Genomic DNA, 24,946 nt, shown 5'->3' on the forward strand with positions numbered 1-24,946 from the left:
AATCAGCTCGTCAGTGCGTAAATAACAATGTTCACCGCAAATTTTGTGTTGTCGATGGCGAGCCAGCGTTTGTTGCGGTAGTCGTAGTCCCATTCGCAGCCGAAATCTTTGTTGCTGTAGAGCACGGCGATACGGCCGTTTACAACAATGGCTTTCAGGTAGTCGTGTACCAGATCATCACCCCAGCCATTTAATTCAAAGCTGGTTACCGGCAATTCATCAAATTGAAAGAAACAGCGGTAGAGGTCGTGATCGTCCGGGAGTTTTTGCAGGCAGTCTTCGCCAAACAGCTCGGCCATTTGCGCTTCGAAAGATTTGGCAAAGAGACCGTCGATATCGTGGTTGCAGTCGTCGACAAATACAAAGCCACCGCGATTGACGTAATTGCGAAAATTCTTTGCCTCTTCCGTGGTGAATTGCACCAGCTTGTGTCCGGCGAGGTAGCAGAAAGGCGCCAGCAGCATTTTCTTATCAGCCAGCGGCACTATGTGCTCTTTGGGATCGACCCTGAGATTGGTGTATTCCACCAGTGAATTGAGCAGGTTGGAAGGCATGCGCTGATCCACATCCCAGTCACCGGACTCGTACATCAAGCGGGTGAAATAAAAATCGTAGTGCTCCTGCGCACTACCCGGTGCGGTATTTTGTGCGCGTGTGCCCAGCGGCAGCGCTGCGGCGCAGCTACCCAGGATCAGGCGCTGAAGAAAAGCCTTGCGGGTGAGGGACACGGGATAACTCTGTTACTGCGTTGGTTTATTGTTAGCTAGAAAGGAAAGTAGGTACTTCACTCAAGACCGTATGAGGCATGGATGCCGATTACGAGCGTACAGGGACGTATTCACAGCGCGTCTTGAGTGAAGTGCCTGCTTTCCTTTAATCATAACGCTAGGGCCATACCGGTTTTCCGGCCTGACCCCTGCGTGGATCAGTGATTAGCCCAGCTTGCGCTTGGTGTTAATCACATTGATACCGTCGAAGCGTGCAGTGGAACTACCGTGGGACACGGCACTGGTTTGCATCGGCTGTCCCTTACCGTCAAAGAAGGAACCACCCAGGCGGTAATCATCTTTGTCGCAGACTTGCGAACAGGCATTCCAGAATTCCTGGGTGTTGGACTGGTAAGCGACGTCCTCCACCATGCCGGTAATCTTGCCGTCTTCAATCTCGTAGAACAGCTGTCCACCAAACTGGAAGTTGTAGCGCTGCTGATCAATGGAGAAGGAACCGGCACCCACAATATAAATGCCTTTCTCCACATCCTTGATCATATCGTCGACGCTCAGCTCCTCCTTGCCAGGCAACAGCGAAACATTGGACATGCGCTGGAATTGCACGCTGGACCAACTATCTGCGTAGCAGCAGCCGTGGGATTTCTTTTGCCCCAGCATATGTACCTGGTCGCGGGTGGCCTGGTAGTTCACCAGCACCCCGTCTTTTACCAGATCCCAGTTGCGGGTCTTCACGCCTTCATCATCGTAGCCGACGGCGCCGAGAGAGCCGGGCTGTACCTTATCGGCAAACAGATTGACCTTGTCACTGCCGTATTGGAATTTGCCGCTGCGCCATTTATCGATAGTGGCGAAAGAGGTGCCGGCAAAGTTGGCCTCGTAGCCGAGCACGCGGTCCAGCTCCAGCGGGTGGCCGACGGATTCATGGATGGTGAGCCAAAGGTGGCTTGGGTCCAGCACCAGGTCGTACTTGCCTGGTTTGACCGATTTAGCCGTGAGCTTTTCCTTGGCTTGTTGCGCCGCCAGGCGTGCGTCTTCGGCCATATCGTAGGAATCGCGATAGAGCACCGTCTGCGCTTGGATCTTGTCTTCGGCGCGGCCATCCAGGTATTCAAAGCCGCGTCCTACCGGCTGGCTGAGGCCTTGGCGGGTGCGGAAGCCGCCGGTTTTCTTGTCCACTGCGGTGACCGAGAAGGGCGCCCATAAACGGTGAACATCCTGGTCGATATAGGAGCCGTCGGTAGAGGCAAAATACTTTTGCTCATTCACCAGGTACAACATGGAGTTGATATAGCTGGCGCCGGCATCCAGGGCAGACTTGTTTACATCCATCAACAGATCCACCTTGTCGGCCAGGGGGATCTGCATAGCGTTTTTCTGGATCGGTGTCTGCCAGCTGACTTCGCCATGACCTTTTACCGGGGCCAGTTGTACTGGCTCCTGCTGGTACTTGGAGTTGGCCTTGGCCGTGGCTACTGCCTGACGGGTGGCGCGGGCGACGCCATCGGCGGTCAGGTCATTGGTGGCAGCAAAGCCCCAGGTGCCATTAGCAATAACCCGAATGCCCATGCCGATAGATTCGGTGTTCACCACGTCCTGCACTTTCATCTCGCGGGTGATTACGTATTGATTCAGGTAGCGACCAATACGCACATCGGCATAAGTGGCGCCGAGTTTAGTGGCGGTATTCAGGGCTACATCGGCAAATTCTTTTTTTACCGAGAGATCGATACCGCTTTGGGTCAGTTTGCTCTCGGCCACCAGATTGCCGGACAGCGGCAACATGGAAACACCCAGGCCGGCACCGCTGAGCTGGAGAAATTTTCTTCTATCCATTTCGTTATCCTCAAGTGGTGCTGGCGGTTAAACGGCGTCAGAAAGGCTGCTGAAAGTAAAGTCGCGTACTTTCAGTGCGGGAATCATGGCGGACATGCCCCACATACCCACTCGCTGGGGGACGCCCATATCTTCGATATTGTTGAGCATGATTACCGGGCTCTCGTTGAAGCGGAAGTTCTTCACCGGGTATTTAATCTTGCCGTTTTCGATATAGAAGGTGCCGTCGCGGGTGAGGCCGGTGAGCAGCATGGACTGCGGATCGACCATACGGATATACCAGGTGCGGGATACCAAAATACCGCGGCGGGTATTTTTGATCAGTTCTTCGGTGGTTTTATCGCCGCCGATCATAATCAGGTTGTTGGGCTCGGGGACCACTTCGCCTTTGCTTTGCTCGGCCCAGTAGCGGCTGCGCGCTAGGTTTTTCACTACGCCGTCTTTCACCCATTCGGTGCGCCCCAGCTGCATAAAGTCACCGTCGGTCCAGGGTTGGGCCGGCACATCGAGACTGGTGGGGTCGGAGTAGAAATTTACGCGCTTGTCGAACATCTTCTCGCCGGTACGGTTGCCGCCGCCCTTTTTGCTCATAAAGCTGCGGCCTTCGTCGGCACTGCGCGCATCGAAGCCGCTCATCATGTAACCCACCAGGCCGGACACCGCATTGGGCTCCAGGATCACGGTGTACTTGCCCGGTTCCAGGGCGCGGGCTTCCTGGGACAGGACCGCCTTGTCGATGGCCACAGAGGAAGTGCTGCCAGTATTCATCGCGCCGAAATCGGTAACGTCACTTTCAGCCCAACCGGAACCCAGGCCATTCTCGGTGCGCATGGTCACGGTGAAGTTGGCTGAAGTGGAGGCGTGGTAGCCGAACAGCCCCTTGCTGGTGGCGACCGCGGCAAAAGAGCGCTCGTCTTCCAGGTAACCTGCGGCAACCACTTTCTTTTCCTTGGCTGCAATAATGGAATCTGCGGCTGCCTTGGCGCGCTGGTCTGGAGTGATATCCGCGGTGGACTTGGCAAAACCGTCCACGCTGACATATTTCTGTGGTCCCAGCATCGGCATGGCTTCAGGATTTTCCGGAGACAGCTTGGCCAGCTCTTCCGCGCGACGCATCACTTTTTCCAGGGAGGCATCGCTGAATTCATTGATGGTGGCCACACCGGATTTCTTGCCGAAACGGGCCTCTACAGCCAGCTCGATATCGTTGACGATGCCACTGGTGGAAACACTGTTGCGCGCATAGCGAATATTGCCGGTCTCGCTGCCGGCCAGCTGTGCGCTGGCTTCATCGGCGCGGCTGTATTTCAAAACCTTGTCGAGAATACGCTTCGCTTCACTTCTACTCAGAATTGCCATTGCCTTTTCTCCAATTACTTATTCTTGTGCGCCCTTCAGGAAATCTTGCGCTTGGTATTGATTACATTAATTTTGTCAAAACGGGTGGTGGAGCAGCCGTGGGATACCGCACTCACCTGGCTGGGTTGGCCCTTACCATCGAAGAAGGTTCCGCCCAGGCGGTAGTCGCTGCTGTCGCATATCGCCGAGCAGGAATTCCAGAATTCCTGCGTGTTGGACTGGTAGGCGACGTCCTCAACCTGACCGACGATCTCACCGTTTTTGATCTCGTAGAACAGCTGTCCGCCGAACTGGAAGTTGTAGCGCTGCTGATCGATGGAGTAGGAGCCGCGCCCGACGATGTAAATGCCTTTTTCCACATCGCGGATCATGTCTTTGGCTGAGTACTTCTTCTCTCCCGGAGCCAGGGAGACATTGGGCATGCGCTGGAACTGCACGCTGGACCAGCTATCGCCGTAGCTGCAGCCGTGGGATTCCTTTTGGTCGATCATATGCACCTGATCGCGAGTGGCCTGGTAGTTCACCAGGATGCCATCTTTCACCAGATCCCAACGTTTGGTTTTTACCCCTTCGTCGTCATAGGCGACGGCACCGAGGGAGCCCGGTTGTACCTTGTCGGCAAACAGGGTGACTTTGTCGCTGCCGTACTGGAATTTACCGCTGCGCCACTTATCCAGGGTGGCGAAGGAAGTTCCGGCATAGTTGGCCTCGTAGCCCAGCACGCGGTCCAGTTCTAATGGGTGGCCCACAGATTCATGGATGGTCAGGCATAGGTGCGAGGGTTCCAGTACCAAGTCGTACTTGCCCGGATCGATGGATTTGGCCGATAGCTTGGCTTTGGCCTGCTCGGCCGCGAGCACGGCATCCTCGGCCATATCGTAGGAGGCTTTGTAGAGCGTGGTCTGTCCGCGAATTTTGTCTTTGTCGTGACCAGCCAGGTATTCATAACCCCTTCCCACTGGATCGCTGAGGCCATTGCGCGTTTTGAAGGCCCCACTTTTCTTATCCACAGCGGTCACCTGCATGGGCGCCCACAGGCGGTGGATATCCTGGTCGATATAGGAGCCGTCGCTGGAAGCAAAGTATTTCTGCTCATTGACTAAATACAGGGAAGAGCGAATATAGCTGGCTCCGGCTTTGAGTGCCCCATTGTTAACATCCATCAGGAAATCGACTTTCTCACTGATGGGCACCTGCAGGGCATTCTGTTTGATCGGTGTCTGCCAGGAAACCTCGCCTGCGCCTTTAACCGGTGCCAAGCGCACGGGCTCGGTCTGATATTTGGCGTTAGCCTTGGCAACGGCAACCGCCTGGCGTGCGGCGCGGGCAACGCCATCGGCAGTCAGATCGTTGGTGGCGGCGAAACCCCAGGTGCCATTGGCGATTACGCGGATACCGGCGCCGAGGGATTCCGTATTGACGATATTCTCCACGTTAGTTTCGCGGGTCATCACGTACTGGTTGAGATAGCGACCGATGCGCACATCGGTATAACTGGCACCGGCTTTGCGCGCCGTATTCAGGGCGACATCTGCCAGGTGTCGTTTGTGCGAGCTGTGCATGCCCTCATTGAGCAGTTGCTCGGCGCTGACTTGAATGCCCTGCAGTGGTAATAAAATACCACTGGAGCCGACGCCGGCGATCTTGAGGAATTTTCTTCTTTCCATTGGCTACCTTTATCCCCCCAATAGGGTTTGGGGGTGTGCTTATTGTTATTGTGCCCGATACATACAAGAGGCCCGGCCGGGCGCCTTGTCCAGACAGCAAACCTATACAGGTAACAGGCCATGATTACTTTTGTAAAGTGTTGGTTCGGTGAAATGAGGTTTGCTAGGGGCAAATGGTTACGGAAAGAGGAGGGGGATGAATCAAGTTGCTATATGACTGCGCGCTGGCGCACCTCAGCAAAAGTCGTTTCTATAAGCAAATTGCCGTTACGAAACACTGGTCTCAGAAAGTTCTTGTATTGATTTACATCCTCCAGACGAATGGTTCTGAAGTCGCCATTCTCGCATTGAATCAGTGCCAGGCGTCCGCGTTTGGATTTTTTCTCTGGCCCTGTGCGTGGGTCCTTGTAGATGTCCCGCCAGATACCGTTGATGCGAATAGCACTGGCTTTCATGGCAAAGCTCATGAGGTCCCTGTCGACTTTTTGCAGCAGTCCGCCTCCCATACCGAAAGCGATATTCTCAGCACTCTGCTTATGCTTCTGCATTGCGTGCAGTATTTTGGGGATAGTGAAGCGGGAGATGCTATCTCCTTGGATAACACGAATATACTCAGGCAAAACACGGTAACCTTTGCTGTTGGTGTGAGCCCCAAATATATGCATCAATCGCTCTATACAATCGACAACAATCTGTACAGGGTTGCCGGAGTCTGGGCGGATAACCAAGGTCCCACCACTGTTTTGAATCGTGTTTTTTAATTGGCCACCCCAGATATTTTCCACTGCATGCCATAAATCATAGCTATCACTGACCACCGCAACGGTTTTATTTTTTCCGGAAAAATGTTGCAGAATGTTCTGATAGGCCAATGCTTCCCCATCCCGGCCCCAGGCGGTAATGGTGCTATGCTCCGCAGCCGGAATAGAAAATCCAGGCATATCGGCATGGTAAAAATTTCTCGCACCTAATATTCCTGAGAGAGTATCTGTTCCGTAAAAATTCACTAGATGAGCCATACCGCCCAACGTGGCACTTTCCAAGCTACTGGCCCCACGCGCACCGAAATCGTGTAATTGAAAGGGGAGACTCTTTTGGCTGTCGGCCGTTTGCTGTAAATAATGTGCAATGATTTTTTTGATTTCCCGACTCTGTGTGGCGACAGTACACGGATACCAGAGAGCGCGTACCAGTGCGGTCTCAAGATAACTGGTCAACCAGAAACAGGATGGGCAGGTATTAACAATTTGTGCCATAACATTGTGTAAAGGAATAATGCCTCCCTCCTCTACAGCACAAATCTCTAAAGGCAGCAGCCCTCGATGTTTACTGACGATATGTTCCCAGCCCGCGCGATTAAAGGGCAAACCGTGGGTTTCTAGTAGTGTTTTTGCCTCTTCGATATTGGCAAATGTGATAGGTCTTTGTAGGTACTGCTTAATAAAAGCTTGTAAACCAAAAAATACCGTTTCAGAAAATTCCCCGCCGCGGCACTCGATATAGCTGCTAATAAATTCCGTACCTGGTGGATATTGCAGGTAGTGGCTGGCTTTATAGCTATCGACATTGAGAATCAGGTTTTCTATCGACATTACATCCGTCAGTTGGCGATGGAACTATAGATGTGTCGCCAAAAGCCTGTTTCTGGGTATGAAAACAAAAATATTTGTGCGGGAATTTATCCCTGTAAGGATGTGTAATTTAAAACAACTGGCGGTAATCAGAACAAATCCTTACAAAAATCCCCTGAATTATAGATAGCACAATCAACAAAAGATTATTTTTCCACACCGACTGGTTCTGTCGTACCAATAGGTCATGCGAGTTTTAATTGACCACTACACATAGTGGTGTGTACTTTTGTATACATGGCAAGCAAGGGATCATTATGCTCAATAAAACACAATCTATATCGGCACGCCTATCGGCGGAAGATTATGCATATTTGATGTCGATTGATCGCAATGGGGCGGTCACCCAAAGTGAAAAAGTACGCGAAATTATTGCACTGGCGAGAGAGTCTATTGGCGGGGATTGTCTTTCCCGCAGCTATCTCTCCTCTGCAGAGGCCATGCTGCCGTTGAAGGCTCGTTATCTGGAGGAAAACCAGCGGAGTCTGTTGATTGAGGCGGTAATGGACCTGCTCACAGAAGGTGCCGCCATTATCCAAAATGTGGCCGGTAAAGAGCCAATGGCACCGGAATTGGAGAAAGACTTGTTGCCAAGTGTTGAGGCTTTCCTGGAAAAAATGTTGCTGTTGTCACAACAGAGCCGTCCACGCAGCATTCACCGTGATTCCGCCGTGAGAATTCGTGAACGCCTTGAATGTGAAACTGCGAAATAAGTATCTGCGCAAATGAGTTTTATGGTTAAGCAAGCGGCAGAATTACTGTTGAAATAAAAACGGTAATTCCACAGCCTGTTGTGGGAAGTAATTAATAGAGTTTGTCAGATCTTGAGGGACTTGGTCTGACTTTGATGGAAGTTAAACAGTAAAAGGAAAGAAAATTTTGAGAGAAGGATTAATTAAGCGCATTTCACGCTTAATCTCTGTGTCTGCGAATGCAGTTGTAGACTCAGTTGAAGCCGCTGCGCCAGAGTCAGTGATGGAACAGGCAATCCGGGATGTGGATGATGCGATTAAGGATGTGCGAGATCAGCTAGGAAAAGCAGAGGCATCTAAGTATCTAAATAGTAGAACGTTAAACGAAGAAAAAACACGTCATAAACGTTTAGCTGAACAAATTACCATCGCTGTAAATAAAGGTCGTGATGATTTGGCTGAAGTCGCCATCGCCAAGCAAATGGATATTGAGGTGCAGCTTCCAATTTTAGAGAAAGCGATCAGTGAAAATAATATAGAAATAAAGGAGCTAGGTTCTTATATTCTTGCTCTGCAAGGTAAGAAGCGTGAAATGCGTGAGCAATTACAGGAATTTATTGCAGTCAATAAAAATGCAAGAGGTAGCGTTTTTACTGATGAATATGGTAGGGATAGAAAATCGAAAGCTCAGGTAGAACAAGCTACAGATGCATTTAATCGAGCAGTAGGTAATACAGCTATATCGACATTCGACTCTGGGATAGATGCCAGCAAATTAGCAGAGCTTGAGGAGTTTGCACGAAATAATCGTGTGAAAGAACGTTTAGCCAAAATTAAATCGGGGGGCTGATGATATTTTTGTTGCAAGATCAAAACCTGATCTTCACTGGCGCGCTACTTTTAATGTTTATGATAGCGCTTCTTGAAGGCGTGATGACATTGATTGGTGTTGGTATTTCAGACTTACTGGATAACGTACTACCAGATTTTAATGTTGACGTACCAGACACAGGGTTATCAGGGGGGATGACTAAACTACTCGGATGGTTACGCTTTGGGGAAGTGCCTGCACTTATCTTGTTAGTTACTTTTTTGGTTGGTTTTGGAGCAACGGGCTTATTAATCCAAATGCTCATGGAGTCATTCTTTGGGTATCTATTGCCGGGTGGTTTACTTGCTGTCGGAGTCCTTTTCCTGGCTCTCCCCCAGGTACGTTTTGTTGGCAATATTATGCGACGCTTTGCCGTGGGTGATGAATCTGAGGCGGTTGAGAGAAACTCCTTTATTGGCCGTGTAGCGATTATTACGATCGGCAGAGCAGAAGCCGGTTCACCGGCAGAGGCGCGTTTTAGTGATGAATATGGAACCACACACTATGTAATGGTGGAGCCGGATGAGAGTGAAATATTTAATCAGGGGGATAAGGTGTTACTGGTTGAAGAGCTGGGAGCACATTTTCGAGTAACTCGCCCCAGCAGTATACATCTTATGGAGAATAACTAAATGGAGAATCTAGCAGTGATAGGAAACCTTCCGATTATGGTATTTATTGCCGGGGCTATATTAGTGGCCCTGATTGTTATTGGGACTATTTTTGCACGGCTTTATACCCGTGCCTCTAAAGAGCGTTCTTTTGTGCGTACCGGTATGGGTGGGCAAAAAGTTATTATGAATGGTGGTGCACTGGTATTACCGGTGTTACATGAAATTATTCCGGTGAATATGAATACCCTGCGCCTTGCGGTATCCCGCAAAGAGCACCAGGCGCTGATTACCAAGGATCGCATGCGTGTGGATGTACTTGCGGAATTCTATTTGCGCGTGAAGCCCGATGCCGAGGCGATTGCCAATGCGGCACAGACTTTGGGCCTACGCACTCTGGACCCCGAAGCCTTGAAGGAAATGATTGAGGGCAAATTTGTCGATGCGCTTCGCTCTGTGGCCGCCGAAATGGAAATGGCAGAGTTGCATGAACAACGCAGTCAGTTTGTACAAAAAGTACAACAGGTAGTTTCCGAGGATTTGTTGAAAAACGGACTGGAACTGGAGTCTGTTTCTTTGACTGGTCTTGACCAGACTCACAAAGAGTTTTTTAACCAGGATAATGTCTTCGATGCCGAAGGCCTTGCCAGCATGACCCGCTCCATTGAAGCGCGCCGCAAGGAAGTGAACGACGTCGAACAGGAAACTATGGTGCAGATCGAGAAGAAAAACCTCGAAGCCGAGCGCCAGAAACTGGAAATTGATAAGGAAAAACGTTACGCCCATTTGGAGCAACAACGCGAGCTGGAAAATCGCGAAGCCGCACAAAAAGCTGATATTGCTCGTGAACTGGCCGCACAAGACAGGGCTGCGCGTCAGGCAGAAATTGAAGCCCAGCGTGAAGTTAGCCAATCCCAGATTGCCGCAGAGCAGGCGACTAAACTGTTGGAGATTGAAAAGGAGCGCCGCCTGAGAGAGCAGGAAATTGAGCGCGAGCGTATTCTCGATGAGCAGCGTATCTCCAAAGAGAAATCTGTAGAGATTGCGGAGCAGGAGCGGGCAATTGCCGTTGCGGAAAAATCCAAAGAGCAGTCCCAGGCAGACCAGCAGGCCAACGTTGCACTGGCTGAAGCGGTAAAAGCGGAGGAGCAGGTGCGCACTGCCAAGGACGTGGAAGTGGCAGAGCGTGATAAGCGCATTGAGATTATCGAAGCCCAGAAAGTGGCTGAGCGTCAGGCTACCGGTATTAAAGTAATGGCCGAAGCGGAGAAGTCAGCTGCAGAAGATAAAGCCGAAGCACTTCGCTTGCAGGCTTCTGCAGAGGCAGAGGCAATTCGTATTAAGGTTGAAGCAGATCGCGAGAAATACGCAGTGGATGCTGAAGGTCAGCGCCTGATGAACGAGGCATACAACAGTCTCAGTGAAGCTCAGATTGCATTGAAGAAGGTGCTGAGCCTGCATGAGAATCTGCCCAATATTATCCGTGAAAGTGTTAAACCGATGGAAAGTATTGATGGCATGAAAATTATTTCTGTCGAAGGTTTAAATGGTGTGGATGGTCGTGCCTCCAGTGGAATTCTGGATGGAGAGTCGGAAGCTAAAGGCCAAAGCCTGCCGGAAGCTTTAGTCGGCAGTGCTCTGAAGCACCGTGCGATGGCCCCCTTAGTGGATTCTCTCTTGAAAGAAGCGGGTGTTGGCAACTTAAGTAAACCCGTTGAGACAGAGAGTTAATATTTTTCAGATTTGGTAGATAAACGATATTCGGGCTTTATTTACTAGTTATTTATCTGATAAAAACTCTAATCTCGCAGCCCAGGTCTTTAAAAAAGGTCTGGGTTATTTTTTATGGAAAAAAAATTATGAAACGTTGTACCAGTTGTAAAAAAGGTGTGCTCAAACCAGTTGTCATTGAGCAGTTGTTTCGTGCACATACCTGCTCAAGTTGTGGTGGGAACTGGATTTTGGTTGAAGACTATCTGACTTGGAAAAGAAAAAATCCCGAGTACCAGTTTTCCGATAATATAGCTGTGCTAAATGAAATCGTGGCTGAAGATACCAAGAAAGCTATTTTATGTCCGGTAACAGGCATGATCATGCAGAAGTTAAAAATTACTGCGGCTAGTGAACACCGTTTAGATTATAGCCCTACAGTTGGTGGTATTTGGCTGGATAAGGGAGAGTGGGAGCTTCTGAGAGCTGAGGGGCTTGCTGCTTCTTTGAACTCATTGGTTACCCATGAGTGGCAGAAAAAGGTTAGGGATACTAGGGCACAAGAGACTTTTTCTGAGGTTTATAGAAGCAGATTTGGCGAAGAGCTATATGACAAAGTAAAAGAAATTCGAGAGTGGTTACATTCCCAAGAAAAGAAAGCAGATATTCTTGCCTATTTGACCGCGGAAGATCCTTATTCTGCCGAGCGATAATTACCAGTTTTGTAGTGATGTTACTCTGGGAGCATGATTCATTTTTGTTTCCTTTAGCTGAGTAGTTGATGTTTATGTGCTATTTAAGTTGCTAATTGAAATGGCGCATCAACACTCTTTTTTTGATGTCGTCTTTAAAGGCTGAATCGACATTTAAATTATCCGTATTTGGATTTTATAAACTGATCTATTGGTAATGGAAAAAAATTGCATAAAATTGATAAAAGATTCTCAATTTTTTTCGTTAGGACTCTGGAAGCGCCTTTGAAGATTAAAATCTGGATGTTAACCTGATTAAGGTCGCTAATTTGGTTTGCTGCGACAACTAATATATAAAAATAACTAGGTTAGGAAAATGACTATCAAAAAAATTCTATTAGCGAGTTCCCTAATTTTTGCCTCCTCTTTAGCCGTTCCGGCTTTTTCTGCCAATCTTGTTTGCCAACTAAATGTCAAATCTGGCGGCCAAGTGTTTGGAAATGGCACTTCCCACTGTAATGGAATAGATTTCAGTTTTGGAAGCTCCACTTCTGGAAGTTGGAGTATTACCAATATCTCTAAATCTATTGATCGGGTCCATTGGATAAAAGGTTGTAATTCTGGGCTCTCATGCGGTGTGACAGTCAGAGCTTATTCATCCAACGAGGCACAGGCCTATATCCATTACAAGGATGGAAGTATCGAATATGTAACAGCCAACATGTGGTACGAAACTGGGCATTAAATTAATACTACGGCGCCGATTGTTCTATCGGCGCTTCTATTTACCAGTGGACATCTACTTAATCAGATAATAGTCGCGTCGATTTTCTCACTTTAAATACGTGGCGAACCCTCTCATCATCGGCTTTTATTAAAGCCATGGAATACAAGGACTATTACAAGATTCTCGGTCTGGAGCGGAATGCTGATCAGGCGGAGGTCAAGCGTGCCTATCGAAAGTTGGCACGTAAATACCACCCCGATGTCAGTAGTGAGAAGGATGCCGAGGAGCGCTTTAAAGAGGTGAATGAGGCCTACGAAGTGCTTAAGGATCCAGAGAAACGTGCGGCCTATGATCAGTTGGGTAGTGGCTTTCAGTCCGGCCAGGATTTCCGGCCGCCCCCTAATTGGGATCAGGGGTTTGAGTTTCACGGTGGTGGTTATACCGATGCCGATAGTGAGGCTTTCAGCGATTTCTTTGAGAGCTTATTTGGGCGAGGCGGATTTAGTCAGGGCTATGGCGGCAGACAGAGGCGCCAGTACAGTGCTCAGGGGGAAAACACCTACGCGCGAATCGCCATAGATCTGGAAGACAGTTATCGCGGCAGCAGTCGGCAGATTACCCTTAAACACACGGTGTTGGGGGAGGATGGGCGCCCGCAACTGCAGGAGCGCACACTAAACGTCAAGATTCCAAAAGGGATTACTGAAGGTCAGCAAATTCGTCTGGCCGGGCAGGGTGAAGCAGGCATTGGCGGCGGTAAACCCGGTGACCTTTATCTCGAGATCATTTTCAACTCTCATCGTCTCTATCATACCGAGGGCCCAACGGTTTATCTGGACTTACCCATGGCCCCTTGGGAGATGGCCTTGGGGGCCAAAGTACAGGTACCAACACCGAGCGGGCCCCTGAAAGTTACCATCCCTGCCAATAGTGATAACGGCAAGAAGCTTCGCCTCAAGGGGCGGGGTATCCCTGCCAAACAACCTGGTGATATGTACATCGTGCTGCAGACAGTTACCCCCTCTGCCACTAGCGATGCTCAGCGCGAGGCCTATCGTCAATTCAGTAAGGCCTTTGACTTTAATCCGCGCCAATCCATGGGGAGCTGATAATGAGAGTTAGAAAGGCCGAACAGGTCACCGGTGTGCTGCTTGATGAAGAGAGTGAACTGAGTTTGAGCGAATTGTGTCGCGCCTGTGAGCTTCCTGCTGAACGTATATTGGCACTGGTGGAGGAAGGTATTATCGAGCCACGTGCGCGCAAACCCCGCTGGCGCTTTAGTGGTATTTGCGTGCGCAGGGTTCGTCGTGTCTACACGCTGGAGCGGGATCTTGGAGTCAATCTTGCCGGTGCTGCGCTGGCGCTGGAATTACTCGAAGAGATAGAGCGGTTACAAGCACAGCTGGCGCGATTAGAACAGCGGCGAAAACGTTAGTGTTTATTCATGGCTGGCTTGTAACAGTGGACCAATGACTTCAATTTTCTCAATCCAGATAACACCGTTGTAATTCTTAGGCAGGAAATTTAAATCCTCTGGTCGGTAGATAGCGGTAAGGCCGCCCTTTTTATCTCGATGATCCAGCACTATGACTAAACTGCCGCTTTGGGCTACCCGGTCGATTAATCGGTTCGGCCAGCCCCAGAGTGCCCAATGCCAGGTATTGGGTGCCATAACAATACTGTTGCGGCAAGCCTCGGGGATATAGCCGCTCCACCCAATCAGCAAATATCCCAGTGCACAATCTTTTGCGCTGTCCCTACTGAAGGCCAAAGCTTTGGGCCTTAACTCCCGTATTCTTGCGATTGGGAGGGGGCCGCCGTAGACCATTAAGCGGGAATCGGAGAGTAGTTTGTGTTGGCGTAAATAGTTATTGAGTAGGTCTGCTTCATTGGGGTCATTACTTTTTATATTGATCAGGAATTGTCGATCTGGGAAGTGTTGCAGAACTTCTTTCAATGTGGGCAGTAGTCCAATGCCCTGGCCGCGAAAAGGGAAGCTTTTTCCGCCATCGAAGGTGTACCCATAGCCGATATCGAGCTTCTTTAGGTCAGTGATGGCATGCTTCCGAGTGACGCCTCTTCCATTTGTACGGCAATCCAAAGTCCAGTCATGAAATACGGCAAATTCGCCGTCGGTTGTGGGATGGATATCGAGTTCGACAATATCCGCGCCATGCGCAAATGCTGCTTCCATGGAGGGAATGGTGTTTTCAAGATAGCGGTGCTCAGGCTGGAATATGCGAATAGCCGTACAATCGTCACGCCCTAGATTATCGCGATTGTAGGTTTGGTAGACACCGCGATGGGAAATAAGAACGGGCTCGCCCTGGGGTGTTGGAGCCAACCAGGAAGCATTTAATAGGTAAATAGCTCCAAAGCCGAATAAAGAACCCAACATGCCAACTTTGGCAAAAAAGCTCCGCCTCATAAAAGCATCTCCGTCATTATTTCCCTTGAGGTGCTGCCAATACTAGCTGGCACTGGTCTGGAAGAACGGGCTTTTTGGGGGCAAATTATGGCGAATTCAGGCGGTAAACTTGGGGTGGTGTGAAGCCACCCCAAGTACGGTCAAAGTGCGGCTTTAGTAATGGTGGTGATGAGGTAGCCAGTGTAGATAAGGTAAGCTGTCAAAAGAGCACCGCCTTCCCAGCGGTTGATTCGACCCTGGCCACGAAAGCCATAGGCGAAGACAAACAGGGCCAGGGTCAAGCCGATCACCATGGGCCAGTCTCTGGTGAGTACTTCCGGTGGCACACTGGACATGGGAGCGATAGTGCCGGCAATCCCCACCACGGCCAGCAGATTGAACATATTCGAACCCACCACGTTGCCTATCGCAATATCGTGTTCGCCTTTGCGCGCGGCTACTATGGTGGCTGCCAGTTCTGGTAGAGAAGTACCGAGGGCGACAATAGTAAGGCCGATAATCAGATCGCTAACGCCCAGCGATTCGGCGATGGTCACTGCGCCCCAAACCAACAACCGCGAGCTGACAATCAGAAGTACCAAGCCGGCGACTACCCAGAATAGAGCCCGGCCCAGGGGCATGGCGTGTTCTTCCAGCTCCTCAGCGACCTCACCTTCCAGATTATCGCCTTTGCCGCGCAGGGCGGAGAATACACTCCAACCGATCAAGCCGAAGAAACCCAGTAACAGAATGATCGATTCCCAGCGCTCCAGCTTGTCATTCCATAGGAAGGCGCCACTCAGAAGAGTGATGGCCATTAATAGCGGTAGCTCTTTGCGCACAATTTTCGAATGTACGCTCAAGGGAATTATCAGGGCGCTGAGGCCAAGGATCAGGCCGGTATTGGTGATATTGGAACCATAGGCGTTGCCCAGGGCCAGGCCGGGGCTGCCATCCAGCGCGGCAATGGCTGAAACTACCATCTCAGGGGCAGAAGTACCGAAACCGACAATCACCATGCCGATCAACAGCGTGGGCATACCGGCGTGCTTGGCTGTGGCAGCGGCGCCTTCCACGAAGCGGTCAGCACTCCAGACCAGCACAATAAAGCCGGCGATAATGGCGAGAGCGGCGAGAAGCATAGGCAGTCCTCAAAAGATACAGGCGGATTGGGGCATGACCCGACAAACGGTCAGCGATTGTACCGGCTCTCGGCGTCACAATCAGTGAATTGCTGAGAAGGTAGGCGCGATATCTGTAAAAAATCGAAAGTGTCCCGCCAGTCAGATGGTTCCGCTGCCAGTGTGGGCTACAGTCAATGCATGGCCCGGTAAATCTACGGGATGGCTGAGAGGCTCTGTGCCCCGGTGCGAAGCCCGCTCAGTTGGTGGAGATGTCGGGTATGTTTACGCGGGTCGCACAGAGCCATGGGCGGCGGATTCCGCGACATCCATGTCACCGGCCACTCGCCGGCTAGTTAGGAGGCCTATATGCAATTCAAAGCTTCAATCGGAATACTGGCGGCTGCGCTGGTGCTGACCCTCTCCGCTTGTGAACAGAGGAAAAAGGAAGAGTCCATGGACAAAGGCGGTATGGGCACTGCTGAAACCGGGTGCTGCCAGCATGCAGAAAGTGCCTGCGCCGGGGATGTTACCAAATCCCAGTGCGACCAGATGAGCGGCAAGTTTCATAAAGAGCATATGTGCCGCACCGATACTGGCAAGTGCGCTCGTAAATAGCATCTGCTGCTGAGGGTGCGGTACAAACCTGTGCTGCGCCTCTCTTTCTCACCTGAATCGCTTATCTAGCGGTCTTTCTTACAATTCACGTGAATGCATAACCTCCTCATACTTAGTGACTGAATGCTGCCTTTGGGTACGTATTCCTGGCCCCTTGACATTAGTTACATCTGCAACTAACTTCCTTTGCGCTAGAAATTAACCAGCGCGCAGCCCCGATAAATGGCGCCGCGATGATAAGAGACGGAGGACTGCATGGCCGACTTATTTGAGAACCCGATGGGTTTGGATGGCTTCGAATTTGTAGAATTCACTGCGCCGGAGAAAGGCATTCTCGAGACTGTGTTTAGCGCCATGGGCTTTACTAAGGTGGCCAGCCACCGCTCTAAAGCCGTGGAGTTGTGGCGCCAGGGTGATATCAACTTTGTCACCAACTACGAGCCCAACAGCCACGCCTATTACTACGCCCAGGAGCACGGTCCCTCCGCTTGTGGTCTGGCCTTCCGCGTAAAAGATGCCAAGTTCGCCTACGAAGAGGCCCTGCGCAAAGGTGCACAGCCTGTTCATGTGAATACCGGCCCGATGGAACTGCACCTGCCGGCAATCAAAGGTATTGGCGGTGCGACCCTGTACCTGATCGACCGCTACGAAGATGGTGAGTCTATCTACGATATCGACTTTATCTGGGAAGAGGGCGTTGACCGTCGTCCGGAAGGTTGCGGCTTCCACACTCTGGATCACCTCACCCACAATGTGTATCGCGGCCGCATGGATTACTGGGCCAAGTACTACGAAGATCTGTTTAATTTCCGCGAGATCCGTTACTTCGACATTAAAGGCGAATACACCGGCCTGCTGTCCAAGGCGATGACAGCACCGGATGGCAAGATCCGTATCCCGCTGAACGAAGAAGCAGCTGGTGGCGGTGGCCAGATCGAAGAGTTCCTGATGAAGTACAACGGCGAAGGTATCCAGCATATCGCCTTTGCTTGTGATGACTTAATTGCCTGTTGGGATCGCCTGAAAGAACGCGGTATGGAGTTTATGACCCCGCCGCCGGACACTTACTACGAAATGCTGGAAGAGCGCCTGCCAGGACATGGCGAACCTACCGAGGAATTCCAGAGCCGCGGCATCCTGCTGGATGGCACCACTGAGGGCGGCCAGCCGCGTCTGCTGCTGCAAATTTTCTCTGCCAATATGCTCGGCCCGGTATTCTTCGAGTTTATCCAGCGCAAGGAAGACGAAGGGTTCGGCGAGGGCAACTTCAAAGCCCTGTTTGAATCCATTGAGCGTGACCAGCTCAAGCGTGGCGTCATTAAAGAAAAGGAATAACAATCGGAGGCTTCTATGGGCATTAAGCGCATTCACCACGTGGCGTATCGCTGCAGGGACGCTAAGGAGACGGTGGAATTTTACCGCGATCTTCTCGGCATGGACTTCCAGCTGGCCATTGCCGAAAACGAGGTACCCTCAACCGGTGAGCCGGACCCTTACATGCATGTCTTTATGGACGCGGGTATGGGGAATGTGCTTGCCTTCTTCGAAATCCCCAACTCCCCGGAGATGGGGCGCGATGAGAACACACCCAAATGGGTGCAGCATATCGCTTTCGAAGTGGAGTCCATGGAAGAAATGCTTGAGACCAAAGCGCGACTGGAAGCGGCCGGGGTCGACGTACTCGGCCCTACCAATCACACGATTTTCCAGTCTATCTATTTCTTCGACCCCAACGGTCATCGCATTGAGCTGGCTGCCAATACCGCCAAGCCTGGTATGCACAAAGAGCTGAAGCGGGTTGCTGAGGATATGTTGGAAGAGTGGTCGCGTACTAAAAAAGCCCCAAGGCACGCCGCCTGGATGCACGGGGAAGAAGAATTTGTGGAAAAAACTGAAGGGGAGGCACAGTGAAGTTAGCCAGCCTTAAATCCGGCCGCGATGGCCAACTGGTTGTTGTTAGCGATGATCTTACCCGTATGGTGCCAGCTGGCGATATTGCCCCCACCATGCAGAGTGCGTTGGACAATTGGGCATCAGTCAGTGGTGAGCTGGAGAAGCTGCACGAGCGTTTGCAAAACGGCGAGATTGCCGGTGAGCCATTCGAGCAGAGCCTGTGTGCATCGCCTCTACCGCGCGCCTATCACTGGGCCGATGGCAGTGCCTATGTGAACCATGTTGAGTTGGTGCGCAAGGCTCGCGGTGCCGAGGTGCCTGAGAGCTTTTATAGCGATCCGCTGATGTACCAGGGGGGCTCTGATACCTTCTTGGCCCCGCGCGAGCCGGTGACCATGCCGCAAAGTGAGGGCTTTGGTATCGATTTCGAGGCGGAAATCGCCGTAATCACCGACGATGTACCTATGGGAGTATCCTCCGAGGATGCGCTCTCCCATATCAAATTGGTAATGTTGGTGAATGACGTTTCCCTGCGTGGATTGATTCCTGCGGAGTTGGCTAAAGGTTTTGGTTTCTACCAGTCCAAACCCTCTAGTGCTTTCTCACCAGTATGCGTGACTCCAGAGCAGCTGGGTGAAAACTGGCGTGAGGGCAAATTGCACCTGCCACTGGTCTCACAACTGAACGGTGAGAAGTTTGGTGAGCCCAATGCTGGTGTGGATATGACCTTCCATTTTGGCCAGTTGATCGCCCATGCGGCGAAGACCCGCCCACTCTGTGCGGGTACTATTATCGGTTCCGGTACCGTATCCAATAAGCTGGATGGCGGTCCCGGCAAACCGGTAGCAGAGGGTGGCGTTGGCTACAGCTGCATCGCTGAGATCCGCATGATCGAAACCATCCAGAATGGTTCGCCTAGTACACCGTTTATGGATTTCGGCAACACTATCGCTATCGAGATGTTCGATGGTGAAGGTCAGTCTATTTTTGGGCGTATCGAGCAGACAGTGGAGAAGGTTTAATATCACCTTCTTGCCACAGTCTATGTCGTAAAAAAGGGGCAACCGTTAGGTGCCCCTTTTTTATTTAGGCACCTTTTGTTTAGATTCCTTTTATTTAGACCCCAAGCCGACGCATGGAAAGTAATGGCATTTGCCGCCGTATATTGGCCAACTTTTCAGCTTCTAATGTGGCAGTGATGACTGCTTCACCCTCGCCGGCTTCGGCCAGGATTTCACCCCAGGGATCAATAATCGCGGAATGTCCCCAGGTACGTCTTTTCTCCGAGTGGATCCCCCCCTGATTGGCGGCAATTACAAAGCAGCCGTTCTCAATCGCACGTGCTTGCAATAGGGTCATCCAGTGTGCCCGCCCTGTGGTGTGGGTAAATGCCGCAGGCACCAAAAAAATCTCAGCACCGGCTATGGCCAGCTGGCGGTAGAGTTCGGGAAAGCGCAGATCAAAACAGATACTGAGCCCCAGAGCCCCCCAGGGCGATGTCGCCACACAGGGCTCGTTGCCGGGTTCAATACTGGCGGATTCACGATAGCTGCCGGTAGCGTCCTCAACTTCCACATCAAATAAATGTATTTTGTCGTAGCGAGCCAGCAAAGCGCCTTGATCGTCGAATAGCAGGCACGCTGAGCGGCTGCGCCTCCCCTCAGTAGGGCTACCGTCGGCTCGCTCCAGTAAGGGTATCGAGCCTGCGACCAGCCAGATACCCAGCTCCTCTGCCCAATTTGCAAGTGCGTGTTGAATGGGTTGTCTATCTGCATTGGCTTTACCAGAAATGCAAAAAGGTTCGGCCACGGAAAAACTACCTTTATCCGAGAAATGCGCAAAGTTTTCCGGCAGTAGTATCAGTTGCGCGCCGTGCCCGGCAGCTTCCACAAGTAGTTTGTAGGCCTGTGAGAGATTATTTGTAACGCTCTCGCCACTGACCATTTGCACTGCAGCAACACAAAGGCTTTTCACTACGGGTCTCCTTTTTCTCCAGTTTTATTGCGGAGTATTGATAAAGCTAAAACCTGATGATGAGAATGAAATGTAACAGAATGATAATTCTCACTTTGCTAGCCCCACTTATCTTGAGGCGAACTTTGGATAGGGTGAACCCCATATTGGTTTAACAAGCTCTTTTTAGTGTAGGTCCAGTTTCGTAGGGGGATGGCTACTGAAATTTCTCAATAGTTTTCTGCCAAAATTTCCCTCTCCATTTTTCTTTATACTTTTTAAGCAATTAAAAAACTGGGTGGTTTTGTATATGGTCTTAGCAGAAATGGTAATTCCGAGGGAAAGCCCTACCAATTAAAATTTCAGCAGTAATTTTTAGACTCTTACTATCTATTTTTTTCGTGGTTGAACAAAAAAATACCACTATAGCCAATAAAATTTGGCCAGCACCACTTAAAACCTCCCTTCAAAATAAGCATTTATGCGGCCTGGAAAAAGAGTGCCAGAGTCGATTTAAAAAGCTTTTCTATTTCCTGTTGGCGCTGAAACTTTTCTGCTTCAATGCCGGCCCAATCTGATAAGTGGCGTAGAAAAATTCCACTAAATTTTTAAAAGGGATTTTAAAAGCGCTTTTCTTGCCTAGTAGAAGTGAGAGAATAAAAATGCCTATTTGGGTCGACAAAACCATTCTTACCGTAACTGGTACACGTGTACAGCCCGTGCAACAGGCGGTGCCCAGATACAATGGAGTAATTGTCAAGGACTTTAGCCAATGCTTCGATCCGGTGAAGGGGTTGATCACCATGCATGAAGATACTGCTGGTGGTGTGTGTGAATCCCTCTCGGCTTTTTGGATGAAGTATCACTCTGAAGGCGGTACTTTGTGGAGCTGGTTATACCCCAATAACACGCTCGATGAGCGCCATCTCTATCATGTGATGACTTTACAACAGGCAGGCATGCACGATGATCAGGATCGGATTACCGAAGCCTGGTTGGGGGTGCAAAACCTGTATCCTGTCAGTCAGAATATTTTTGGGGGGGCTTTCCCCAATGGGCGTGGTGGTAATACGATTCGTGGTATTAATAATCCGCGCAGAGCCAATGGGCAGAGCGGTTTGTTCTCTCCCAATGCCTTGGCTCGGGAAATTATTCTCGATCAAACGGGCGGAGCGGGCTGCTATAAAAAAATCAGCCTGGATGGCACTTTCGCCGGTCACACCATGGCTGCCTGGGTAGCGCAAGACATCGCCTTCTTTGATCCGAACTTTGGCGAATTCTGGTTTGAATCCCGCGCGTCTTTCTTTAATTGGTTTACCCAATCCTTCTGGTATCAGTCCATGTATTCCGCCGGTTTGAGTGGTGGCTTTGCTATTCGCTCTTATGCGCGCAGGGGCTAATTAGTCACCGATAGTGTGGGAGTTGCAGCCACTGCGGCTCCCACAGTCCTCTCAATTCACACCTTTTTATGTAATCAATCTTTAACCACCTCGTCCTCAAGTCACGAACTATCTCGGTTTCAGAGTCACGGAAAACAATCTTGCAGTGTGTCACTCATGTTAAGGTTGGCCGATCATAACGAATATCAATTTCGATGAGCATAAACTTAGCGATTAAATGGAGAGCAGCGTGAAATCCGGCAAGGCCCTGGCAAAACACTTTAAGCGGCTATCTGGCGTTATCTTGGCCACTTGTGTACTAACCCCAGTATCTTGGGCCACAACGGCAACAGAACAGCTTCAGGATGTGATCGAAGACCACTGGCAGTATCGCCTGCGCGAGGATCCAATTACCGCGGGACGTATGGGGGTGTCGGACTATAACCGTCAGTTGCCGGGGGTGACTGCTGAGGATAGAGCGCGTCGGTTGAAGTCTGAACAGGAATTGCTACAGCGCTTGCAAACGATAGACCCTAGCGAGTTAGCGGATTCGGACAAGGTTAATCGGGAGTTGCTCACCTGGGTACTGGAAAACTCCATCGAGGCCAATCAGTTATTCTTAAAGCGTATACCGCTCAATACCTTCTCTAGTTTCTTCGGTACAGCCCTGGATGCGCACAGTGGCCTGGCGATGACCAGCGTCGCGGATTATGAGGATTACACCGCTCGTATCCGCGAGTTTGGCCGCTTCTTTGATGAGAATATTGCCAATATGCGCGAGGGTATTCGCACAGGTTTTGTTTTGCCCAAAATAGTGGTGCAAGGCATAGCCCCTACGGTGCGAGCCCAGGTTTATAAAGACCCAACTAAAAGCAGCTTGTATAAGCCATTTGCGGAGATGCCTGCTGCAATTACTACTGAAGAGCAGCAGCGCCTGCGCAATGCCGGCAAAGAAGCCATTGAACAGGTCGCTATTCCGGCTTTTGACCGTGTAGCAAACTTCCTGGAAGGGGATTATCTGAAAGCCGCCAGTGAGACCCTTGGGGTTGAACAGCTGCGTGGTGGTAAGGATTACTATCGCTACAACATCGGCTATTACGTCACCTTGGATATGGATCCAACGGAAATTCACCGCACAGGTTTGGCCGAGGTGAAGCGTATTCGTGCAGAAATGGAAGCGTTAATAAAGGAATCTGGTTTTAAAGGTAGCTTTGCGGAATTTACTCACTTTCTGCGTACGGACCCCCAGTTCTATGCCAAAACGCCGGAAGAGCTGCTAAAGGAGACTGCCTATATCTCTAAGCGAATCGACTATGTGTTGCCGGAGTTCTTTAATCTGCTGCCACGCACCCCCTATGGCGTCGTTCCGGTACCCAGCGAAATCGCGCCCAACTACACCACGGCTTCCTATAATCCTGCCGCTATCGGTGGCACCCGTGGTGGGGCCTATTGGCTGAATACACACGGCCTGGATCAGCGCCCCTTATATGAACTGCCTGCACTGACCTTACACGAGGCGGTACCCGGTCATCACTTGCAAGGTGCTTTGTCTCAGGAACTGGAGAATGTACCGGACTTCCGCCGTGAACTTTACTTAAGCGCTTTTGGTGAGGGATGGGCGCTTTACTCCGAGCGCCTTGGCAAGGAAATGGGCTTATATACAACGCCTTATGAACACTTTGGCCGTCTCAGCTATGAAATGTGGCGTGCGGCACGTTTGGTGATCGATACCGGTATTCACTCTCAGGGCTGGACTCGCCAGCAGGCGCTCGATTTCCTCTCCAGTAATACCTCGCTATCTCCCGCGAATGTACGCGCAGAAGTGGATCGTTATATATCCTGGCCGGGCCAAGCCCTCTCTTACAAAATGGGAGAAATTAAGATCCGCCAGTTACGCGCTCAAGCGGAAAAGGAGTTGGGAGAAAAATTTGATCTGCGTGCTTTCCACGATGCACTGTTAAAAAATGGAGCCCTACCGCTTTCCATGTTGGAAGAGCAGATGCAACGGTTTATTGCGGAGCAGAAAGCCTCTTAAAGTGTCTTGTTTTGCAATCCCGCTCTTCATTGTTAGAGCGGGATTGCCAGAATAAGCCAGCGTATAACCGGCAAATTATTGATACAAGCGGTAAAGCAGCTTGTTTTCAGATAAAACCTATCCATCCCATAGCGTGTGCGTATTTTATTAGCATTCCGCTACACATCAGTACGACTACCCCTCTCAAATAGGTGGGGTTGATTTTAAAAAGGCAGTGTGACCCTATCCATGCACCTATGACTTGTCCAGCCATCATCAGGATACCTATAACCCATACCACTTGCCCTGCAACTAAAAATACCAATAAAGAGGCTACGTTGGTGGAGAAGTTAAGAGGCTTTGCCATTGCGGTGGCTGTCAATAAATCTTGTCCTCGGCAAGCAATGCCTGACAAAGTGAAAAATGACCCAGTCCCAGGCCCAAACATGCCGTCGTAGTATCCAATAAATGGAATTACCCCATATTGATATTTCTTGCTAGATAATTTTGGTTCATCATTATTCTGGCCTATAGCCGGAGAAATCAGAAAGTAAATAGCAATAAATAACAGTACTATAGGGATAACAAAAGATAAGATGTCAGTATTGATAAGTTGTACGGATATGGTTCCAATAGCGGCTCCAATAAAGGCGGATAGCATCAACCTCCTAACCCCATCCCAGCTTACCTTTTTACCCCTAATCATCATATAAGTGGCTGTTGCTGTACCGATACTGCCTTGTAATTTATTGGTACCTAAGGCAGATAGTGGTGGAACACCGCTTAAGATTAAGGTCGGAACGGTTATCAGGCCGCCGCCACCCGCTAATGTATCGAGTAGGCCGGCAAAAATAGCAACGAAAAATAAGATAAGTAATAACTCTGTAGAGAAGCTAGCGAAATCCAAAAAGATACCTCCTTTCGCTTACTGTTAGATTTATTAGCTAATAAAGCCTGAATATTTTTTACAGGAAGAAGCATTTATAAATTTCCCGCCAAATTAATAAGAAATAACTTATTTCTGACGAAGAAATACC

23 protein-coding genes are annotated in these 24,946 nt (G+C 50.2%); 14 read left to right on the plus strand and 9 right to left on the minus strand.

The genetic code is table 11. The annotated features are described in order from the left end of the window. Positions 1–2: 2 nt before the first annotated feature. The 5 genes from MJO52_RS00520 to MJO52_RS00540 form a co-directional block, all read right to left on the minus strand. Positions 3–728 (minus strand): DUF4159 domain-containing protein, encoded by a 726-nt coding sequence (locus MJO52_RS00520; RefSeq protein WP_252084062.1) that lies wholly within the window; start codon positions 726–728, stop codon positions 3–5. A gap of 204 nt (positions 729–932) precedes the next feature. Further along, on the minus strand, positions 933–2,564 hold the full coding sequence (locus tag MJO52_RS00525) for a TldD/PmbA family protein (RefSeq protein ID WP_252084063.1): 1,632 nt from the start codon (positions 2,562–2,564) through the stop codon (positions 933–935). 27 nt (positions 2,565–2,591) lie between these two features. Then, positions 2,592–3,923 carry a TldD/PmbA family protein gene (locus MJO52_RS00530; RefSeq protein ID WP_252084064.1) on the minus strand — a complete coding sequence of 444 codons (1,332 nt, stop codon included), beginning with the start codon at positions 3,921–3,923 and terminating at the stop codon, positions 2,592–2,594. 35 nt (positions 3,924–3,958) lie between these two features. After that, the gene (locus MJO52_RS00535; protein WP_252084065.1) at positions 3,959–5,590 is read right to left on the minus strand and encodes a TldD/PmbA family protein; all 1,632 of its coding nucleotides are present in this window, start codon (positions 5,588–5,590) and stop codon (positions 3,959–3,961) included. A gap of 209 nt (positions 5,591–5,799) precedes the next feature. Further along, positions 5,800–7,182 carry a nicotinate phosphoribosyltransferase gene (locus MJO52_RS00540; RefSeq protein ID WP_252084066.1) on the minus strand — a complete coding sequence of 461 codons (1,383 nt, stop codon included), beginning with the start codon at positions 7,180–7,182 and terminating at the stop codon, positions 5,800–5,802. 296 nt (positions 7,183–7,478) lie between these two features. Here MJO52_RS00540 and MJO52_RS00545 point away from each other — a divergent pair, with 296 nt between their 5' ends. From MJO52_RS00545 to MJO52_RS00580, 8 genes are all read left to right on the plus strand, one after another. Next, the gene (locus tag MJO52_RS00545) at positions 7,479–7,934 is read left to right on the plus strand and encodes a hypothetical protein (protein ID WP_252084067.1); all 456 of its coding nucleotides are present in this window, start codon (positions 7,479–7,481) and stop codon (positions 7,932–7,934) included. 166 nt (positions 7,935–8,100) lie between these two features. Further along, positions 8,101–8,763 (plus strand): PspA/IM30 family protein, encoded by a 663-nt coding sequence (locus tag MJO52_RS00550; protein ID WP_252084068.1) that lies wholly within the window; start codon positions 8,101–8,103, stop codon positions 8,761–8,763. After that, positions 8,763–9,416, plus strand: a complete 654-nt coding sequence (locus tag MJO52_RS00555) for a YqiJ family protein (RefSeq protein ID WP_252084069.1) — start codon at positions 8,763–8,765, stop codon at positions 9,414–9,416. Before MJO52_RS00550 ends, MJO52_RS00555 begins: the two co-directional genes overlap by 1 nt. Further along, complete coding sequence (locus tag MJO52_RS00560) at positions 9,417–11,126, plus strand: flotillin family protein (protein WP_252084070.1); 1,710 nt, start codon at positions 9,417–9,419, stop codon at positions 11,124–11,126. Between the two features lie 128 nt (positions 11,127–11,254). Further along, positions 11,255–11,818, plus strand: a complete 564-nt coding sequence (locus MJO52_RS00565; RefSeq protein ID WP_252084071.1) for a zf-TFIIB domain-containing protein — start codon at positions 11,255–11,257, stop codon at positions 11,816–11,818. Between the two features lie 355 nt (positions 11,819–12,173). Then, complete coding sequence (locus MJO52_RS00570; protein ID WP_252084072.1) at positions 12,174–12,542, plus strand: hypothetical protein; 369 nt, start codon at positions 12,174–12,176, stop codon at positions 12,540–12,542. A gap of 137 nt (positions 12,543–12,679) precedes the next feature. After that, complete coding sequence (locus MJO52_RS00575) at positions 12,680–13,633, plus strand: DnaJ C-terminal domain-containing protein (RefSeq protein WP_252084073.1); 954 nt, start codon at positions 12,680–12,682, stop codon at positions 13,631–13,633. Between the two features lie 2 nt (positions 13,634–13,635). After that, positions 13,636–13,959: a chaperone modulator CbpM gene (locus MJO52_RS00580; protein ID WP_252084074.1), complete on the plus strand. Its 324-nt coding sequence runs from the start codon at positions 13,636–13,638 to the stop codon at positions 13,957–13,959. Between the two features lie 3 nt (positions 13,960–13,962). Here MJO52_RS00580 and MJO52_RS00585 read toward each other — a convergent pair whose 3' ends face one another. Continuing rightward, positions 13,963–14,952, minus strand: a complete 990-nt coding sequence (locus MJO52_RS00585) for a glycerophosphodiester phosphodiesterase family protein (RefSeq protein ID WP_252084075.1) — start codon at positions 14,950–14,952, stop codon at positions 13,963–13,965. Positions 14,953–15,092: 140 nt separating this feature from the next. After that, on the minus strand, positions 15,093–16,073 hold the full coding sequence (locus MJO52_RS00590; RefSeq protein WP_252084076.1) for a calcium/sodium antiporter: 981 nt from the start codon (positions 16,071–16,073) through the stop codon (positions 15,093–15,095). 348 nt (positions 16,074–16,421) lie between these two features. Here MJO52_RS00590 and MJO52_RS00595 point away from each other — a divergent pair, with 348 nt between their 5' ends. The 4 genes from MJO52_RS00595 (at position 16,422) to MJO52_RS00610 (ending at position 19,585) form a co-directional block, all read left to right on the plus strand. After that, positions 16,422–16,670 carry a hypothetical protein gene (locus MJO52_RS00595; RefSeq protein ID WP_252084077.1) on the plus strand — a complete coding sequence of 83 codons (249 nt, stop codon included), beginning with the start codon at positions 16,422–16,424 and terminating at the stop codon, positions 16,668–16,670. 255 nt (positions 16,671–16,925) lie between these two features. Continuing rightward, positions 16,926–18,005, plus strand: a complete 1,080-nt coding sequence (gene hppD / locus MJO52_RS00600) for a 4-hydroxyphenylpyruvate dioxygenase (RefSeq protein WP_252084078.1) — start codon at positions 16,926–16,928, stop codon at positions 18,003–18,005. 15 nt (positions 18,006–18,020) lie between these two features. Beyond that, entirely contained in the window at positions 18,021–18,581 is a 561-nt protein-coding gene (locus MJO52_RS00605; protein ID WP_252084079.1) for a VOC family protein, read from the plus strand. Continuing rightward, entirely contained in the window at positions 18,578–19,585 is a 1,008-nt protein-coding gene (locus tag MJO52_RS00610) for a fumarylacetoacetate hydrolase family protein (protein WP_252084080.1), read from the plus strand. Before MJO52_RS00605 ends, MJO52_RS00610 begins: the two co-directional genes overlap by 4 nt. Positions 19,586–19,679: 94 nt before the next feature. Here the strand turns inward: MJO52_RS00610 and MJO52_RS00615 are convergent, their stop codons facing one another. Beyond that, the gene (locus tag MJO52_RS00615) at positions 19,680–20,537 is read right to left on the minus strand and encodes a carbon-nitrogen hydrolase family protein (RefSeq protein ID WP_252084081.1); all 858 of its coding nucleotides are present in this window, start codon (positions 20,535–20,537) and stop codon (positions 19,680–19,682) included. Between the two features lie 641 nt (positions 20,538–21,178). On the opposite strand from MJO52_RS00615, the gene MJO52_RS00620 reads away from it, so the two are divergent. Further along, a complete protein-coding gene (locus MJO52_RS00620) occupies positions 21,179–21,916 on the plus strand; it encodes a YopT-type cysteine protease domain-containing protein (protein ID WP_252084082.1) in 738 nt (245 codons plus the stop codon). A 229-nt stretch (positions 21,917–22,145) separates the two neighbouring features. After that, positions 22,146–23,930, plus strand: a complete 1,785-nt coding sequence (locus tag MJO52_RS00625) for a DUF885 domain-containing protein (protein ID WP_252084083.1) — start codon at positions 22,146–22,148, stop codon at positions 23,928–23,930. 106 nt (positions 23,931–24,036) lie between these two features. On the opposite strand, the gene MJO52_RS00630 is transcribed toward MJO52_RS00625, so the two are convergent. Beyond that, a complete protein-coding gene (locus MJO52_RS00630) occupies positions 24,037–24,816 on the minus strand; it encodes a TSUP family transporter (protein ID WP_252084084.1) in 780 nt (259 codons plus the stop codon). Positions 24,817–24,946: the final 130 nt, after the last annotated feature.

Origin of the sequence: Microbulbifer variabilis, assembly GCF_023716485.1 — a bacterium.
Taxonomy (GTDB): Bacteria; Pseudomonadota; Gammaproteobacteria; order Pseudomonadales; family Cellvibrionaceae; genus Microbulbifer; species Microbulbifer variabilis_B.